A 16,613-nucleotide genomic window follows, 5' to 3' on the forward strand; every position below is an offset into this window, starting at 1 on the left:
CCCCCAGCACGGGACAACGTCAAAGCATCTTGAAAATCCCTTGACGCGCCCATGACGCCAATGCGCAGAGTACCCGTAGAAATGTAACAGTCAGCTCGGCTGACTATAACGGTCACGTCACCGCGCGAAAGATCACGACGCTTTGCGGGGGGAGACGCAGCCCATCCTGACCAGCGGAAACGCCCTCATCAGCGAGCAATATGCATGGTACTTCTGAGAGGCGATATGTCACAGGATTGGGACAAAAATTTATGACTACGGAGAGTGAACCCCGGCGCATTGCAAACCATTGCCCGTCGGGGTCCGGCTCGGCCTCCACACTGCCCGGACGGGGATCGGTCAGCTCGGGCAGCGCCTTACGGAGCGCGATCAGGTCGCGGTACCAGCACAGCAGCGACCAGTGCTCCTCCAGCTTGAGCTCCTCCCAGTCCAGCTTGGAGCGCTCGAAGGTCTCCGGATCGCCGGGCTCGGGCGCGTCCCACTCGTAGCCGAACCCCTCGAACTCCCGCCGCCTGCGCTCGCCCTCGCCCTCGCGCAGCGCCGGATCCTCGTGGTCGGTGAAGAAGTAGAACGGCGAGCGGGCGCCCCACTCCTCCCCCATGAACAGCATCGGCGTGAACGGCGAGGTCAGCAGCAGCGCCGCGGTCAGCCGGAGCTGGGCGGGGGTGAGCCGGTCGCCGCGCGGCCGGTTGCCGACCTGGTCGTGGTTCTGGGCGCAGCACACCAGCCGGTGCCGCGGCCCGTGGTACGGCGCGCCGTGCGAGCGGCCGCGGAAGGAGGAGTGGCCGCCGTCGTGCACGAAGCCCTTGGTGAGCGCCTTGGCCAGGGCGGCCGGGGAGGCGAAGTCGGCGTAGTAGCCGTGGCTCTCCCCCGTCACGTTCGCGTGCAGGGCGTGGTGCACGTCGTCGTTCCACTGGGCGGTCATGCCCAGCCCGCCGGCCTCCCTGGGCGTGACCATCCGCGGGTCGTTGAGGTCGGACTCGGCGATCAGCGTGAGCGGGCGGCCCACCGCGCAGGCCAGCGCGTCGACCTCGTCGGCCAGCTCGGCGAGGAAGTGCGTGGCCCGCTTGTCGTGCAGCGCGTGGACGGCGTCCAGCCGCAGCCCGTCGACGTGGTAGTCGCGCAGCCACTGCACCGCGTTGTCGATGAAGTAGCGCCGCACCTCGTCGGAGCCGGGGCCGTCGAGGTTGACCGCCTCGCCCCAGTAGCTGCCCTGCGTGCCGGTCAGGTACGGGCCGAAGGCGCCCAGGAAGTTGCCCGACGGGCCGAGGTGGTTGTAGACGACGTCGAGGACGACGCCCAGCCCGGCGCGGTGGCAGGCGTCCACGAACGTCTTCAGCCCGTCGGGCCCGCCGTAGTTCTCGGTCACCGCGAACAGGTCGACCCCGTCGTACCCCCAGTTGCGCGTGCCGGGCACCGGCGCCACGGGCATGATCTCCACGAAGTCGACGCCCAGCTCCACCAGGTGCGGCAGCTTGCCGACGGCCGCCTGGAAGGTGCCCTCGGGGGTGAAGCAGCCGACGTGCAGCTCGTAGATCACCGAGCCGCGCAGGTCGCGTCCCGTCCAGTCGTGGTCCTCCCAGGTGAACCTGGCGTGGTCGTAGACCGTGCTGGGGCCGAAGATGCCGTCCTTCTGCCGCCGCGACCTCGGGTCCGGGTAGGGGCCCTGGCCGTCGACCAGGTAGGCGTAGGCCGATCCGTGCCCCGCCCCGCCGACCTCGGCGCTCCACCAGCCCCCGTCCCGCCGGGCCATGGCATGGCGGCGTGAGTCGACCTCGATCTCGACCGTCGTGGCCTTCGGCGCCCAGACTTCAAAGATCATGTCTCTCCAGGAGTGCGACCGGATACCTGCTCAGGAGATGCGCGAGGGGGATCTTGCCGGTGTGCGTGGCGCCCGTCAGCAGGTCCCGCCAGGCGCCCGTGGGCAGCATCAGCGTCGTGGCGCCCCAGCCGGAGGCCGCCAGCCGTACCGGGAAGCGGGTGGCCACGGCGACCGCGGCGCCGTCCGGGCGGTGCCGTTCCGGGCCGGACAGCCAGCCGCGGGCGAAGGCGACCACGTGCCGGGCCCGCTCGCCGTCGGCGAACAGCGGCGTGTACGGCGCCGCCGCGTCCAGCCGGCGGCGCAGCCGCAGCGCCTGGGAGGTGAGCAGCAGCTTGGCCGCGTCCCAGTCCGACACCGGCACGCGCGGGTAGGCGACCGGGCGCCGGTTGTCGGGGTCGACGAGGGAGAAGTCGGTCGTCTCGTTGCCCTGGTAGACGTCGGGCACGCCGGGCATCATGAGCTGCACGAGCTTCTGCCCGAGCGAGTTGCTCACCGCGTAGCGGTCGACGAACGCGGTGAACTCGCCGACGGGCATCTCCATCGCCCGGCGGGCGAACTCGCGCAGCCCGTCCTCGTAGGCGGGGTCGGGACGCACCCACGACGTGCGGGTCTTGGCCTCCCGCGCCGCCTTGAGCAGGTAGTCGGTGAAGCGCTCGACCGAGATGGGCCAGGCGGCCATGAGGTTCTGCCAGGCCAGGTAGTCCAGGTGGGGGTCGAAGCGCACCTGGCGGGCCCAGCCGCGCACGGTCTCGGCCCACGTGTCGGGCATCTCCGACAGCACCGCCAGCCGGGCGCGCACGTCCTCCGACCGCTTGGTGTCGTGGGTCGACAGCGTGGTCATCGTGTACGGCGGCAGCGACAGGCAGAAGTCGTGGAAGTCCTCGGCCTCGATGCCGAAGTGGTCCGGCTCGCCGCCCACCTCGTTCAGGCACGACAGCGGGAACCAGCGGTACAGCGCCGTGTCCTCCACGCCCTTGGCCATGACCGGGCCGGAGGTCTGCTGGAAGCGCGTGATCACCTCGGCCGGGCCGTACAGGACCTTCTCGGCCAGCGGCCGGACGGCGGGCGAGCAGGTGGCGGCGGCCCGCTCGACGATCGCGACGGCCTCGGGCGGCGGCTCCTCCCCCGGCACGACGTAGGTCCGGTAGACCGGCATGGCCACCAGCAGCTCGGCGACGGCCTCGGGCGCCGCCCCGGCGGCCCGGGCCAGCCGCCCCACCTCGGCCTTGAAGAACAGGTCGATGACCTCGCGCTTGGCGTCGAGCATGACCGGCTGGTAGTCCGCGGGCCAGCCGGTCATCTCGCGGAACAGCTCGACCAGCCGCGGCCGGGCCTCGGGGTCGACGAACAGCCGGGTGATCCGGTTGAGCGCCTCGTAACCGGTGGTGCCGTCGCACGCCCAGTCGGCGGGCAGCCGCTCGTCGCCGACGAGGATCTTCTCCACGACGGTCCACACGCCGCCGCTGCGCTTGCGCAGCCGGGCCAGATAGCCGCGCGGGTCGGCCAGCCCGTCCGGGTGGTCGACCCGCAGCCCCTCGGCCAGCCCCTCGTCCAGGAGCCAGAAGATCACCTCGTGGGTGGCGAAGAACACCTCCGGGTCCTCCACCCGCAGCCCGATCAGGGAGGAGACGTCGAAGAAGCGGCGGTACCCCGGCCCCTCGCGCCAGTCGACGAGCCGGTAGTGCCCGGGGTGGGGGAACACGTGGTCGTGGTAGCGCAGCACGTCGCCGTCCACGACGGGCTCGGTGTCGTCGCCGACGACCGGCATCGCCACCTTCCCGTCGACCCACTCGATGTCGAACCACCTGGCGTACGGCGAGGCCGCGCCGTCCTTGAGCACCGACCACAGCTGGGCGTTGCCGGACTCGGGCACCGGCACGGTCATGTGGTTGGGCACGATGTCGAGCACGATGGCCAGGTCGCCGGCGGCCAGCCGTTCGGCCATCTCCTTGAAGCCCTTGGCCCCGCCGAACTCCTCGCGGATGCGCGAATGGTCCACCACGTCGTAGCCGTGCCTGGACTCCGGCGTCGCCTGCAGCACCGGCGAGAGGTAGACGTGGCTGACGCCCAGGTCGCGCAGGTAGGGGGCGAGGTCGGCGACCTGCGCGAAGCCGAAGTCGGGGGTGAGCTGGACCCGGTAGGTCGAGATGGGCCTCTGACTGGCACTAGACACGGCGCAGCACCCTCACCGATCGTCCGTTCACGGGCACGTGCTCACCCGCGCGGCAGACCCGCGTCTCCACGGTGATCGGCATCGCGGTGTCGATCTCGGTCAGCCACATGTCCCCGTAGTCCTTGGGGACGGTGAACTTGATCGTGTCGTGGTGGGCGTTGAACAGCAGCAGGAAGGAGTCGTCCACGATGCGCCGGCCCATGCGGTCGGGCTCGGTGATGGCCTCGCCGTTCAGGAAGACCGCCAGCGACCTGGCGTAGCCGACGTTCCAGTCCGCGTCGGTCATCGGCTCGCCCGCCGGGGTGAGCCAGGCGATGTCCTCCAGGCCGCGCACCGGGCGGCCATAGAAGAAGCGGCGGCGGCGGAAGACCGGGTGCTCGCGGCGCAGCTTGGCGAGCCGGGCGGTGAACTCCATCAGCAGCCAGTTGCCCTTGACGTCGGACCAGTCGACCCAGCTGATCTCGTTGTCCTGGCAGTAGGCGTTGTTGTTGCCCCGCTGGGTGCGGTTGAGCTCGTCGCCGTGGCTGAGCATCGGCACGCCCTGCGAGACGAACAGCGTGGTGAGGAAGTTGCGTTTCTGCTGCTCGCGCAGGGCCTGGATCGCCGGGCCCGCGGGGCCTTCCTCGCCGCAGTTCCACGAGCGGTTGTCGTCGGCGCCGTCGCGGTTGCCCTCGCCGTTGGCCTCGTTGTGCTTGGCGTTGTAGGACACCAGGTCGGTAAGGGTGAACCCGTCGTGGCAGGTGACGAAGTTGATCGAGGCGGCGGGGCGCCTGCTGTCGTCCTGGTACAGGTCGCTGGAGCCGGTGAGCCTGCTGCCGAACTCCGGCAGCGTCGCCGGCTGGCCCCGCCACAGGTCGCGGATGGTGTCGCGGTAGCGGCCGTTCCACTCGGTCCACCGGGAGGGGAAGTTGCCGACCTGGTAGCCGCCCGGGCCCACGTCCCACGGCTCGGCGATCAGCTTCACCTGCGACAGCACGGGATCCTGCTGCACCAGGTCGAAGAAGGCGCTCAGCCGGTCCACCTCGTGCAGCTCGCGCGCCAGCGTGGAGGCCAGGTCGAAGCGGAAGCCGTCCACGTGCATCTCGATGACCCAGTAGCGCAGCGAATCCATGATCATCTGAAGCGCGTGAGGGCTGCGCATGAGCAGGCTGTTGCCGGTGCCCGTGGTGTCCATGTAGTAGCGCGGGTCGCCGTCGACCAGCCGGTAGTAGTTCTGGTTGTCGATACCGCGCCAGCTCAGCGTCGGGCCCATGTGGTTGCCCTCGGCCGTGTGGTTGTAGACGACGTCGAGGATGACCTCGATGCCGGCCTCGTGCAGCGCCCTGACCATGGCCTTGAACTCCAGCACCTGCCCGCCGCGCTGGCCCTGGCTGGAGTAGCGGTTGTGCGGGGCGAAGAAGCCGAGGGTGTTGTAGCCCCAGTAGTTCGTCAGGCCGCGCTCCACCAGGTGCTGCTCGGTGACGAACTGGTGGACCGGCATCAGCTCGATCGCGGTCACGCCCAGCCTGGTCAGGTGGTCGAGGATCTCCGGGTGGCCCAGCGCCGCGTAGGTGCCGCGGATGCGCTCGGGGATCTTCGGGTGGCGGATGGTCAGGCCCCTGACGTGGGCCTCGTAGATGACCGTGTCGTGGTACGGCGTGGCCGGCGGCCGGTCGTGCCCCCAGCCGAAGAACGGGTTGATCACGATGGAGCGCGGCACGTAGGGCGCGGAGTCCTTGTCGTTGCGCGAGTCGGGAGCGCCGAAGCGGTAGCCGTACACCGCCTCGTCCCAGCGCACGTCGCCCTCGATGGCCTTGGCGTAGGGGTCGATCAGCAGCTTGGCCGGGTTGCAGCGCAGGCCGCGGGCCGGGTCGTAGGGGCCGTGGACGCGGTAGCCGTACCGCTGGCCGGGGCCGACGCCGGGCAGGTAGCCGTGCCAGACGAAGCCCTCGCACTCGGTGAGCGTGACCCGCGTCTCGGCGTTGGCCTCGTCGAACAGGCACAGCTCCACGCGGTCGGCCGCCTCGGTGTAGAGCGCGAAGTTGGTGCCCGCGCCGTCGTAGGTGGCGCCGAGAGGGTAGGGGTCTCCAGGCCAGATCTCGTGCATCAAGGCTCCCTTGCGCTCTGCACCATGTTCACCCAGGACCCGACGACTGCCTAGAGCCCGGCTTCGTGGGCGGCGCCTGCCGATCTTAGTCATCAGGGGGCTGACGTGCGGATTCACCGTGCCGATGCGGCTGGTCAAGTCTTCGGCCACGCCATACCGCGGCCGGCGGCGTTTGATCCGCTCCCTCGTGGCAACTTTGCGTGGGCATGGGTGGGTTCAAGAAATTCCTGTTACGCGGCAACCTCGTCGAGCTGGCCATCGCCGTCGTCGTGGGCGCCACCTTCAGCGGCCTGGTGCAGGCGCTGGTCCGCGACCTCGTCACCCCGCTGATCGGCGCCCTCACCGGCGGGCGGCAGCCGGACTTCTCCCAGTACAGCTTCACGATCAACGGCAGCCAGTTCAAATACGGCGACTTCCTCAACCATCTGATCAGCTTCCTGATCATCTCCGCCATCGTCTACTGGCTGATCGTCGTGCCGATGAACCGCCTGGTCAGCCTGTTCGACAGGCACAAGGAGGCCACCGAGAAGAAGTGCCCCGAGTGCCTGAGCGACATCCCGGTCGAGGCCCGGCGGTGTGCGTTCTGCACGGTGGAGCTCGTGCCGGAGAGCGAGAAGCCGCCTGCCTGACACAATGGCAGGGTGAGCGTTGAGCTGCTGGTGTGGCGCGAGGACGGGCCGGTCTCCCGGGAGCGCGCCCGCGAGGCGCACCGGACGCTGCGGGAGACCGCGCCGTCGCCGGCCAGGGACGGCGGGCTGGCGCGGCTGGCCGAGGAACTGCCCGGGCACGTGACGACCTTCCCCGGCGCCGCGCTCGTCACCATGACACCCGAGGAGATGGACCAGGTCTCCAACCACGCCTTCGCCGCCGCCCGGGCGCTCGGGCTGGTCTGCTACGACCCGCAGCGCGACCTCGTCCACAACCTCGGGCCGCTGGGCGTCCACCCGGGCATGCAACTGCACACCGGAGACGGCATGGTCGTCGTCGATCCCGACCTCGGGCTGGTCCACGACGTGCTGGGCACCCTGTCGCCCGCCAACCCCTTCGCCGCCCTCGTGGTGTTCGGCAGCCACTTCATCCAGGTCTCGCCCGGGGACGAGCCGGAGTACGAGCTGGAGTACAAGGAGGGCGTCCTACGCCGGGCGACGGTGGCGGAGCTGGCGGAGGTACGGCGGGCGTTCGCGGAGTACGCCACCGGGGAGCGCGCCTTCCTCGGCCGCCACTCCTGGTCGCCGGTCACCTCCTGAGGCCCGCGGGCTCCTCCTCGTTCAGCGCCTCCCGGTACAGGTCCGGGTCGACGTTGCCGCCCGACACGATGGCCACCGTACGGCCCGCCGGCACCCTGCCCGCCTCCACCTTGCCCGCCAGCACGGCCGCGGTCGCCACGGCCCCGCTCGGCTCGGCGACCAGGCGGGCCCTGAACGCCAGGTGCCGCATGGCGGCGCGGATCTCCTCCTCGCTCACCGTGACGATGCCGTCCAGCCGGGCCCGCAGGATCGAGAACGTCAGGTCCGACAGGTCGGCGCGCAGCCCGTCGGCGATCGTGCGGAACGTGCGGGCCGCCTCCCACGACACCCGGCGCCCGGCCGCCAGCGACTCCGCCGCGTCCGCCGCCAGCTCGGGCTCGACGCCGTAAACGCGGGTCGCGGGGCTCAGCTCCTTGACCGCGGTCGCGATGCCCGAGGCGAGCCCTCCGCCGCTGACCGGGACGACGACGACCTCCACGTCGGGCAGGTCGGCGATGATCTCCAGCCCGATGGTCCCCTGCCCGGCGATCACCGCCGGGTGGTCGTAGGGAGGGATCAGCGTCAGGCCCTGGTCGGCGGCGTGCTTCTCGGCGGCGATCACCCGCTGGTCGGGCGGCACGACCACCAGCGTGGCCCCGAACGATCTGATCGCCTCCACCTTGACCCGGGGCGTGCCCTCCGGGACTACGACGGTGCACGGCACGCCCGCCTCCCGCGCGGCGTAGGCCAGCGCCTGGCCGTGGTTGCCGGAGGAGTGCGTGACGACGCCCGAGGGCCGCAGCGCCGCGACCGCGTTGAACGCTCCCCTGATCTTGAAGGAGCCCACGCGCTGCAGGCTCTCCGGCTTGACCCACAGGTCGCCGCAGCGGACGAGCGGGGTGCGCACGGCGACGTGGGCGATGCGGGTGGCGGCGGCGCGGATGTCGTGGAGATCCATGGCTCCACCCTAGAAGCGGGCGCCGGCCGCCGCCGGGGCGGCCCTAGGCCCGCCCGATCACCCTCTCGTACATCTCCAGGTAGCGGTCGGCCATCACGCCGGGGGAGAACCGGGCGCGCGCCTCCCTCCTGCACTCCTCCGGGTCGATCTCCTCGGCCCGCAGGACGAGCTCGGCCAGCTCCTCCTCGGTGTCGGCCAGGAAGCCGGTGCGGCCGTGGTCGATCAGCTCCGGCAGGCAGCCCCGGCGGAAGCCGATCGGCGGGATGCCGAGCGCCATGGCCTCCACCACCGCCGTCCCGCCCGGCTCGTCCCACTGGATGGGGAAGAGCGCGGCGCGGGCCGAGGCGTAGACGCGGTCGCGGTCGGGGCCGCCGACGCCACCGATCCACCGCACCAGGTCCCCGTCGAGGTAGCGGGAGACCTCCTCCTGGTGGTAGCGGACGTCGGGATGGCCGTGCAGGGGGTGTTCGGGGTCGCTCAGCACCCGGTCGAGCTCCGCGGGCGTGTTCAGCCCGCTGACCGGCCCGGCGAGCACCAGCGGCAGGCCGAGCTTCTGGCACACCCGGGCGGCGATGTGCTGGCCCTTGAGCCCGCAGATCCGCCCCATGACGACGAGGTGCTCCTCGCGCGGGGCGGTGACGGGGGCGTCGGCGAGCGGCGTGGCGAGATGGATCGCGCCGAGCGCGGCCTCGCGCAGCGCCCTGGGCGCCCGTTCCAGCTGGGAGCGGGAGACGCCGTTGACGGCGATCCCGGCCGGCCACGCGCCGTAGAAGGCCGGATGCTTGCGCAGGTCCCAGTGGAGCGTGTGCAGGACGGGCGGCCCGCCCGAGCCGCCGCGGAAGGCCGACAGCACGGCCGGGCCCACGACCTCCAGGTGGTCGTGGACCAGGTCGATGTCGTCGCGGCGGCGCAGCTCCGCCACCACGCGGGCCTGGTGGGCGTGCGCCAGGCCCATGACCTGGTTGTAGGGCTTCTGCAGGTGGCGGAACTGGCCCTCGTCGAAGACGCTGACGAGCTCGTCGACCTCGATGGCGCTCTCGCCCACCGAGGCCAGCACCACCTCCACGCCGCGGGCCCGCAGCGGGGGCACCAGCGTGGCGACGACGTTCTCGATCCCGCCGTACCCGCTGGGCGGGACGGGCAGCCACGGCCCGGCGTTCATGAGCACCTTCATGCGGCCTCCCTCATGACGATCGAAGCGAGCGGGGGCCGCTCGGCGACGGCGACGGAGGTCGTGGTGGGGACCCGGTCCAGACCGAACTGCAGCAGCGTGGTGGCCGGGGGTTCCGAGGCGACGATGCGCCCGTCGCGTTCCAGCCGCGACCAGGCGGTGAGCAGGATCTGCCCGGCCATCCGGCCCAGCGCCGCGGTGGACTGGTGGCTGTGCTCGCGGCAGCCCAGGTCGACCTGGGCCATGGCGTCCAGCCCGATGAGCCCGAGCAGGTCGATGAGCAGCGCCGTCTCCACGCCGTACTCGGTGACGAAGGGCACCTGTTCCAGCACCCGGCGGCGCCCGGCGTACTCGCCGCCGAGCGGTTGGATGAAGCCGGCCAGCTCCGGCCAGAAGAGGTTGAGCAGCGGCCGCGCCACCAGCTCGGTCACCCGGCCGCCCTCGCCGGGCTTGCTGCCGAGCGGCCGGTCGTAGGCGGCCTTGACGTAGTGGATGGACGGGTCGGTCAGCAGCGGCCCGAGCAGGCCGGTGACGAAGTGCGAGCCGAAGTTGCGCAGATCGGCGTCGATGAAGACCACCAGCTCGCCCCTGGAGGCGGCCAGACCCTTCCACAGGGCCTCGCCCTTACCCGACATGGGGGGAAGGTGTGGCAGGACGGCGTCCTGGTGCACCACCCGGGCCCCGGCCGCGGCCGCCACGGCCGCGGTGGCGTCGGTGGAGCGTGAGTCCACCACCAGCACCTCGTCCACCAGACCGGTCAGGTCCCGGACGATGGCCGAGACGATGACGCCGACCGTGCGCTCCTCGTTGCGTGCGGGGAGCACGACGCTGACCGTGCTGCCGCCCTTGGCGGCCAGCAGCCGGTCGAGCGGCCAGTCGGCGGCGGTGCTGGTGTGCGGGCCCAGCCACTTAAGTGCTTCACTTTCCATGCAGTCTGCCCCGATCTCTCAGGTCCTGGTCGCTGCATCTGCCCCGGCGGGTGCTCTTCGAACATGTCTCGTTTGTCGAAGGGCATGAGTGGGATATGCCGACCATGACGCCTAGTACTCGAGGGACCCCGAAAACCCGAATCGGTCTCATCGGCGCCGGAAACGTGGCGGCCCGCCACGCGGAAGTGCTGTCGGGCTTTTCCGACGTGGTGATCGCCGGAATCGCCGACACGGATCTCCGCAGGGCCGAAGCCCTGGCCACGCGGCACGGAGCTCCCGCGTACGGCGGCCACGCCGACCTTCTGGATGCCGGCGGACTCGATGCGGTCTACGTCTGCGTTCCTCCCTTCGCGCACGGTAACCCAGAACTTGACACTTTGTCATGTAATGTGCCGATATTTGTCGAGAAGCCACTTGCGTTGGATCTCGCGACCGCCGAAAAGATCTCAGCGGAGCTGGAGCGCCGCGGCCTGCCGTCGGCCGTGGGCCATCACTGGCGTTACTTAGACGTTCTGGACCGCGCCCGGGATCTGCTCGACGGCCGCGAAATCCGGCTGGCGCTCGGCCACTGGCTGGACAAGGTGCCGCCGGTGGCCTGGTGGCTGCGCCGCGACATGTCCGGCGGCCAGGTGGTCGAGCAGGCCGTACACGTCCTGGACCTGGCCCGCGTGCTCGTCGGCGAGGTGGAGATGGTGCATGCCGTACCGGCCGGCAACACCGCCGACGGCGAGGTCGACCGGGCCACGGCGGCGGTGATGCGCTTCCGCGGCGGGGCGGCCGGGCTGCTGGCGGCCAGCTGCCTGCTGGAGCACAAGCACCGGATCGGGCTGGAAGTGCACGCCGAGGGGCTGGCGCTGGACGTCAGCGAGACGCGGCTGCTGGTCGACGGCCGGACCTCCTACGACGATCCGGGCCAGGCCAAGGTCCGCATCGACCGGGAGTTCGTCAACGCCGTCCAGGGCCGGCCCGCCGACGTGCGCGTGCCGTACGGCGAGGCGCTGCGGACCCACCGGCTGGCCCTGGCGGTGGCGCGGTCGGCGGCCGAGCGCGGGCCGGTGATGCTCGATGACTGAGCACAGTCAGCAGATCGCCCGCGTGCTGAGCGTCGAGGCGCCCGGCGAGGTGGTCTGGGCCGAGGAGAAGCTGCCCGAGGTGCCCGAGGGCGGCTTCCAGGTCGAGACCCTCTACAGCGGCGTGTCGGCCGGCACCGAGCTGACCTACGTCAAGGGCACCAACCCGTACCTGTCGGCCAGCTGGGACCGGGCGCTCGGGCTGTTCCTGCCGGGCGAGCCCGGCATCGGCTATCCGGTGCGCGGGATCGGGTACATGCAGGTCGGGCGGGTCGTCGCCAGCCGCACCCGGGCCGTGGAGGAAGGGGCCCGGGTGGCGATGGCCTACGGCCACCGCACCGGGTACGTCGCCGACCCCATGGCCGACCGGTTCGTCGTGCTGCCCGGCGACCTGGACGACCTGCTGGGCATCTACGTCGCCCACATGGGCCCCATCTGCGCCAACGGGCTGCTGCACGCCGCGCACGACCTGCACGGCCCGGCCGTGCAGGATCTCGGCGACGGCGTGCGCGGGCGGCGGGTGGTGGTCACGGGCGCCGGCGTGGTGGGGCTGCTGGTGGCGCTGTTCGCCGAGACCCGGGGCGCGGCCGAGGTCGTGGTGGTGGACGAGACGCCCGAGCGGCTGAGCATCGCGGAGGCGCTGGGGCTCGGCACCATGACGGCCGAGCAGGATCCGGCCGTGGAGCTCAAGCGGCGCTGGCGGCACGCGCCCGACGACAGGGGCGCGGACGTCGTCTTCCAGTGCCGGGGACAGGCCAGGGCGCTGGCCCTGGCTCTGAAACTGCTGCGCCCGCAGGGCACCGTGGTCGACCTGGCCTTCTACACCGGCGGCGCCGGGGAGGTACGGCTCGGCGAGGAGTTCCACCACAACGGCCTGGCCATCAGGTGCGCCCAGATCGGCCGGGTGCCGCGCGGGCTGGCCCACGCCTGGGACCGCGAACGGCTGTCCCACGAGACGATCGGCCTGCTGCGCGAGCGGGGCGGCCTGCTACGCCGGCACCTGGTCACCGACATGGTGGGCTTCGCGCAGGCTCCGGATTTCCTCCGCGACCTGGCGGCCAGGAGGCGCCACACCGTCCAGGCCGTGCTGTGCGGCGACGTCGAGGACGAGGGCGGCTGACCAGCTGAAGTCGCGGCAGCCGTGCCCCTGGAGGGTGAAGGGGTCGAAGTACTCGCGGAAGCCCGCGTGCGCGACCGCCCTGACCATGCCGCCGGCCAGCAGCCCGGCCAGGTCGGGGCGGCGCTCGCGCAGGCCCTGCCACACCAGCCAGGTGAGGTTGATCCAGCTCGGCCCGCGCCAGTAGCGGGCCGGGTCGAACTCCGGCATGTCCGGCGCGAAGCTGGGGATCAGCCCGCGCTTCAGCTCGAAGCGGTCCAGCGCGGTGGCGACGAGGGCGGCGGCCGCCTCGCGCGGCAGGTCCGGCAGCATGAGCGGGACCAGCCCGGCGGCGCTGCCGGAGCGCAGCAGGCAGCCGGAGCGCCGGTCGCGGGCGTGGAACAGGCCGTCGTCGTAGAGGTGCTCGACCATGGCGGCCGTCGTCGCGGCGGCCTCGCGCTCGTGCGGCGCGGGGTCGGCGCCGATCACCGCGGCGATCTTGGCGAGGGTGGCCTCGGCGACGCCGTAGGCGGCGTTGAACAGCGGGCACTCCACCTCGAAGGCGCCCGCGCGGCGGTAGCCGGTGTCGCGGTAGGCGCGGGCCAGGGCGGTGTAGCGCTCGTAGTCGCGGTCGGTGGGCCGCTCGTCGGGGCTCACGTGGGCCAGGTCGCGCCGGGTGACGCCCATCGGGCCGGCCACGACGGCCGCCAGCGGCAGGTCCCAGGCCGGGCTGTTGTCCATGCCCGACTCCCACGGGTGGACGATCGAGATCAGCCCCTCGGCCGAGCGCCTGGCCGTGCGCAGGAACTCCTGCTGGGCCACGAGCTTGGGGTAGATCCTGCGCAGGAACGCCGGGTCGGGGTCGGCCAGGTGGACCCGCCAGGCGGCCAGGGCGTGGACGGGCGGCTGCACGATGCCGGAGGTGGCGCTGCCCGAGGGGGCGCGCACCTCCCAGAACTCCGGCCCGGGGAAGTAGGCCCCCTCGGGCACCGCGGGGTTGAAGACGATGTGCGGCACCCGGCCGTCCCGCCACTGGGCGCCGAACAGGCTCAGCAGCTCCGCTCGCGCCCGGCGGGGCGCCCAGTGGGCGTTGCCGATGGCGATGAAGGCCGAGTCCCAGCTCCACTGGTGGGGGTACAGCCGCCGGGAGGGAACGGTGTAGCTGCCGTCCCAGTTGGCGACCAGCACACGGACGGCATCTCGAAGGATCATCACAGGAACTTTCGGATGAAGGCTGCTGTCTGGGGGAGGACGATCTCCGGTTCGCCCCGGAGCCTGCACTCCAGCGCGAGGTAGCCGTCGTAGCCGACGGCGTCGAGCGTGGCCAGCTGCGCGCCCCAGTCGATGTGGCCGGTGCCGGGCTGGTTGCGGTTGGACTCGCTGATCTGCATGTGGGCCAGGTACGGCGCGGCGTCGGCCAGCGAGCGGCAGGGGTCGTCCTCCTCGATGTTCATGTGGTACGTGTCGCCGGCGACCCTGATGGAGTCCATGGCGCAGTACGAGACGGCGTCGGCCAGGGTGTTGACCATGTGGTTCTCGTAGCGGTTGAGCGGCTCGAGCATGATGAGCACGCCGTTGCGCGCGGCGTGCTCGCCCAGGATGCCCAGCGCCTCGGCCAGGACCTTGCGATCCTCCTCGGCGCTGCGCGGCGGCTCGAACGGCGGCAGGCGGCGGGAGAACTGGCCCCACGAGGCGGGGGTCATCACGCCGATGCCGCCCAGCTCGGCGATGACCGACAGCTGGGACCTGAGCTGCTGGACCGCGTCCTTGCGCTTGGCCGGGTCGAAGTCGCCGATGAAGTGCGGCATGTCCACGCACACCGTCGGCATGACGACCCCGTCGGCCAGCGCGCGCTTGAGCTCGGTCAGCCGCCCGGCGAAGTGGAAGTCGCCCTTGCCGCGCAGCTCGATGGCGTCGAAGCCGGCCTCGAGCGCGAAGGCGAACTTCTCCTGCAGCGTCCGCCCGGGCAGGAGCTGTTCCTGGACGGCGAGCTTCATGAGGTCCCCTCGAAGGTGAAGACGAGCTGCAGCACGTCGGCCGCGTGATTGTCGAGCAGGTCGAACGCCTCGGCGGCGCGCCCGGCGGGGGTCACGTGGGTGACCAGCCTGCGCACGTCGACCTCGCCCCGGTAGACCAGCTCCATGAACGTGCGCTGGAGGCGCTCGACGTCCCAGCGGTGCGCCAGCCAGGAGGCCACGCCGCCGATCTGGCTGGAGACCAGCTGGACCTGGTTGTGGTGGAACTCCTCGCCCAGCCGCAGGCCGACGCCCTCGCCCTGGTAGAAGCCGGCCGCCACGACGCGGCCGCCCTGCCGTACGGTCCTGATGGCCTCGTGCAGGCCGGCGTGGGTGCCGCTCAGCTCGATGGCGCTGTCGGCGCCGACGATCCGCTTGCGCACGAACTCGGCGCACGAGCCGGTCAGCACGTCGAAGACCTCGGCGGCGCCGAACTGCCTGGCCAGCTCCAGCCGGGCGGGGATGCCCTCGGCGGCGACCACCCTGGCGCCGCTGAGCTGGGCCAGGCGGGTGGCCAGCAGGCCGATGACGCCCTGGCCGAAGATGGCCATCTGGTCGCCCAGGTGCACGTCGGCGGCGTGGACGGCGTTGAGCGCGATGGCGCCCACGCGGGCGAAGACGCCCACGAGCGGGTCGACGCCGGGGGGCAGCATGTGCCCGGCCAGCTTCTCGGCGGGGAGCACGGCCTCCTCTCGGTGGCCCCAGATGCCCCACACGAGGCTGCCGACGGGCGGGTCGACGACGTCGGGGGCGGCCTCGACGACCTCGCCGACCTCCTGGTAGCCCCAGCCGGCGAGCGGGTAGCTGTGGGTCTGCCCCTCGAGGAAGAGCCGCCGTTCGGCGTCCCACCTGCGGCTGAGGTAGGGGTTGGTGCCCCGGTAGGCGGTCAGCTCGGTGCCCGCGGACACGCCGGAGTAGATCGTGCGGACTCGCACGGTGCCCGGTTGGAGAGGCTGGGAGCGTTCCAGGCGCACGCTGACGACGCCGGGCTGTTCAATAGTTATGACGTGCATAGCCCACACTTACGCTTTTTGATCAAACAAAAGTTAAGGATTTAGCGCGTCTCGTCAAGCGATAGTTGCGCCGGTGATACTCACAAGTCTACGGCTTTCGTCGGAGGGTAGCATGATGAAATTGGGATTCCTGACAGCGTGTCTTCCGGAAAGCAACCTTTGCGACATCGCGTACTGGGCAGCCGGCCAGGGCTTCGAAGCGCTCGAAGTCGCCGCCTGGCCCACAACGGATGACCGAAATCACATCAGACCCGACGCCTTCGACGAAGCAGAGTACTCCCGTGTCGCGAAGATCTTCGAGGAGACCGGCCTGACGCTCTCGGCGCTGGCCTACTACGAGAACAACCTGCTCCACCGCGAGGTCAACGAGCACCTCATGCGGTGCGTCGACGCAGCCGCCGCGCTGGGCTGCCCTCTGGTGGGCACCTTCATCGGGCGCGACCCCGCCCGCACGGTCGCCGACAACCTCAAGCTCGCCGCCGACGTCTTCGGCCCGCTGGTGGAGTACGGCAGGCGCCACGGCGTCACGCTGATGATCGAGAACTGCCCGATGAAGTCGTGGCACCCCGACGGCTACCCGGGCAACCTGGCCTACTCCCCCGAGCTGTGGGAGTGGATGTTCACGCTCGGCCTCAAGCTCAACTACGACCCCTCACACCTGGTCGCGCTCGGCATCGACCCCGTCGCGGCGGCCGTGCCGTACGTCTCCCAGATCGCGCACGTGCAGGCCAAGGACACCGAGATCCTGCCGGGCAAGCTGGACCGCTACGGCTTCTACGGGCCCGTCAGCGGCGAGAAGGGCTGGTACCGCTACCGGGTGCCCGGACGGGGCCAGGTGGACTGGGTCCGGGTGATCGACGCCCTCCAGGAGGGCGGCTACGACGGCGTCGTGTCGGTCGAGCACGAGGACCCCGTCTGGAGCGGGAGCACGAGTCGGGTGCAAAGCGGTCTCGGTATCGCCTACCGCACGTTGCGCCCGCTTGTCATGGGGTAAGTGCGGCACATCACCTGGGAGAGGGAGCCTCGCCGGGGTGCGGCGGGGCGGCCCTCGAGT

General features: G+C 71.2%; 13 protein-coding genes and 1 pseudogene. 5 read left to right on the forward strand and 9 right to left on the reverse strand.

The genetic code is table 11. The features are described from left to right. Positions 1–112: 112 nt before the first annotated feature. From treZ to glgX, 3 genes are read right to left on the reverse strand one after another with little or no spacing between them, the layout of a single operon-like run. Positions 113–1,822 carry a malto-oligosyltrehalose trehalohydrolase gene (gene treZ / locus BSB02_RS21055; protein ID WP_143590960.1) on the reverse strand — a complete coding sequence of 570 codons (1,710 nt, stop codon included), beginning with the start codon at positions 1,820–1,822 and terminating at the stop codon, positions 113–115. After that, complete coding sequence (gene treY, locus BSB02_RS21060) at positions 1,812–3,995, reverse strand: malto-oligosyltrehalose synthase (RefSeq protein WP_084960948.1); 2,184 nt, start codon at positions 3,993–3,995, stop codon at positions 1,812–1,814. The genes treZ and treY overlap by 11 nt, the downstream gene beginning before the upstream one ends. After that, complete coding sequence (gene glgX, locus BSB02_RS21065; RefSeq protein ID WP_084960950.1) at positions 3,988–6,081, reverse strand: glycogen debranching protein GlgX; 2,094 nt, start codon at positions 6,079–6,081, stop codon at positions 3,988–3,990. Before glgX ends, treY begins: the two co-directional genes overlap by 8 nt. Before the next feature lie 206 nt (positions 6,082–6,287). Here glgX and mscL point away from each other — a divergent pair, with 206 nt between their 5' ends. After that, a complete protein-coding gene (gene mscL / locus BSB02_RS21070; protein ID WP_084960952.1) occupies positions 6,288–6,710 on the forward strand; it encodes a large conductance mechanosensitive channel protein MscL in 423 nt (140 codons plus the stop codon). Between the two features lie 12 nt (positions 6,711–6,722). After that, entirely contained in the window at positions 6,723–7,328 is a 606-nt protein-coding gene (locus BSB02_RS21075; RefSeq protein ID WP_169729412.1) for a hypothetical protein, read from the forward strand. On the opposite strand, the gene BSB02_RS21080 is transcribed toward BSB02_RS21075, so the two are convergent. Genes BSB02_RS21080 through BSB02_RS21090 form a run of 3 tightly spaced genes read right to left on the reverse strand, consistent with a single transcriptional unit; the run spans position 7,318 to position 10,365 of the window. Then, positions 7,318–8,265 carry a threonine ammonia-lyase gene (locus tag BSB02_RS21080; RefSeq protein WP_084960954.1) on the reverse strand — a complete coding sequence of 316 codons (948 nt, stop codon included), beginning with the start codon at positions 8,263–8,265 and terminating at the stop codon, positions 7,318–7,320. The genes BSB02_RS21075 and BSB02_RS21080 overlap by 11 nt on opposite strands. Before the next feature lie 43 nt (positions 8,266–8,308). Beyond that, positions 8,309–9,439, reverse strand: a complete 1,131-nt coding sequence (locus tag BSB02_RS21085; protein WP_084960956.1) for a glycosyltransferase — start codon at positions 9,437–9,439, stop codon at positions 8,309–8,311. Next, positions 9,436–10,365: a glucosyl-3-phosphoglycerate synthase gene (locus tag BSB02_RS21090; RefSeq protein WP_084960958.1), complete on the reverse strand. Its 930-nt coding sequence runs from the start codon at positions 10,363–10,365 to the stop codon at positions 9,436–9,438. Before BSB02_RS21090 ends, BSB02_RS21085 begins: the two co-directional genes overlap by 4 nt. Positions 10,366–10,469: 104 nt before the next feature. Here BSB02_RS21090 and BSB02_RS21095 point away from each other — a divergent pair, with 104 nt between their 5' ends. Continuing rightward, complete coding sequence (locus BSB02_RS21095; protein WP_084961166.1) at positions 10,470–11,438, forward strand: Gfo/Idh/MocA family protein; 969 nt, start codon at positions 10,470–10,472, stop codon at positions 11,436–11,438. Further along, entirely contained in the window at positions 11,431–12,555 is a 1,125-nt protein-coding gene (locus BSB02_RS21100; protein ID WP_084960960.1) for a zinc-binding dehydrogenase, read from the forward strand. The genes BSB02_RS21095 and BSB02_RS21100 overlap by 8 nt, the downstream gene beginning before the upstream one ends. A gap of 9 nt (positions 12,556–12,564) precedes the next feature. Here BSB02_RS21100 and BSB02_RS43625 read toward each other — a convergent pair. The 3 genes and pseudogenes from BSB02_RS43625 to BSB02_RS21115 all read right to left on the reverse strand — a co-directional run. Beyond that, positions 12,565–13,743, reverse strand: a pseudogene (locus tag BSB02_RS43625) (MGH1-like glycoside hydrolase domain-containing protein); the annotation flags it as partial. Then, complete coding sequence (locus BSB02_RS21110; protein ID WP_084960962.1) at positions 13,743–14,528, reverse strand: sugar phosphate isomerase/epimerase family protein; 786 nt, start codon at positions 14,526–14,528, stop codon at positions 13,743–13,745. The pseudogene BSB02_RS43625 and the gene BSB02_RS21110, both read right to left, overlap by 1 nt. Next, entirely contained in the window at positions 14,525–15,559 is a 1,035-nt protein-coding gene (locus tag BSB02_RS21115) for a zinc-dependent alcohol dehydrogenase (protein WP_084960964.1), read from the reverse strand. The genes BSB02_RS21110 and BSB02_RS21115 overlap by 4 nt, the downstream gene beginning before the upstream one ends. A 121-nt stretch (positions 15,560–15,680) precedes the next feature. On the opposite strand from BSB02_RS21115, the gene BSB02_RS21120 reads away from it, so the two are divergent. Then, the gene (locus tag BSB02_RS21120; RefSeq protein ID WP_206184803.1) at positions 15,681–16,553 is read left to right on the forward strand and encodes a sugar phosphate isomerase/epimerase family protein; all 873 of its coding nucleotides are present in this window, start codon (positions 15,681–15,683) and stop codon (positions 16,551–16,553) included. The last annotated feature ends 60 nt before the right edge of the window (positions 16,554–16,613 follow it).

Origin of the sequence: Thermoactinospora rubra, from assembly GCF_002093975.1 — a bacterium.
In the GTDB taxonomy this organism is placed as follows: Bacteria; Actinomycetota; Actinomycetes; order Streptosporangiales; family Streptosporangiaceae; genus Nonomuraea; species Nonomuraea rubra_A.

Coding starts and splice junctions, on each gene's coding strand:
- treZ (WP_143590960.1), bottom strand. CDS start 1,822: ATGATCTTTGAAGTCTGGGCGCCGAAGGCCACGACGGTCGAGATCGAG.
- glgX (WP_084960950.1), bottom strand. CDS start 6,081: ATGCACGAGATCTGGCCTGGAGACCCCTACCCTCTCGGCGCCACCTAC.
- mscL (WP_084960952.1), top strand. CDS start 6,288: ATGGGTGGGTTCAAGAAATTCCTGTTACGCGGCAACCTCGTCGAGCTG.
- BSB02_RS21080 (WP_084960954.1), bottom strand. CDS start 8,265: ATGGATCTCCACGACATCCGCGCCGCCGCCACCCGCATCGCCCACGTC.
- BSB02_RS21085 (WP_084960956.1), bottom strand. CDS start 9,439: ATGAAGGTGCTCATGAACGCCGGGCCGTGGCTGCCCGTCCCGCCCAGC.
- BSB02_RS21090 (WP_084960958.1), bottom strand. CDS start 10,365: ATGGAAAGTGAAGCACTTAAGTGGCTGGGCCCGCACACCAGCACCGCC.
- BSB02_RS21095 (WP_084961166.1), top strand. CDS start 10,470: ATGACGCCTAGTACTCGAGGGACCCCGAAAACCCGAATCGGTCTCATC.
- BSB02_RS21100 (WP_084960960.1), top strand. CDS start 11,431: ATGACTGAGCACAGTCAGCAGATCGCCCGCGTGCTGAGCGTCGAGGCG.
- BSB02_RS21110 (WP_084960962.1), bottom strand. CDS start 14,528: ATGAAGCTCGCCGTCCAGGAACAGCTCCTGCCCGGGCGGACGCTGCAG.
- BSB02_RS21115 (WP_084960964.1), bottom strand. CDS start 15,559: ATGCACGTCATAACTATTGAACAGCCCGGCGTCGTCAGCGTGCGCCTG.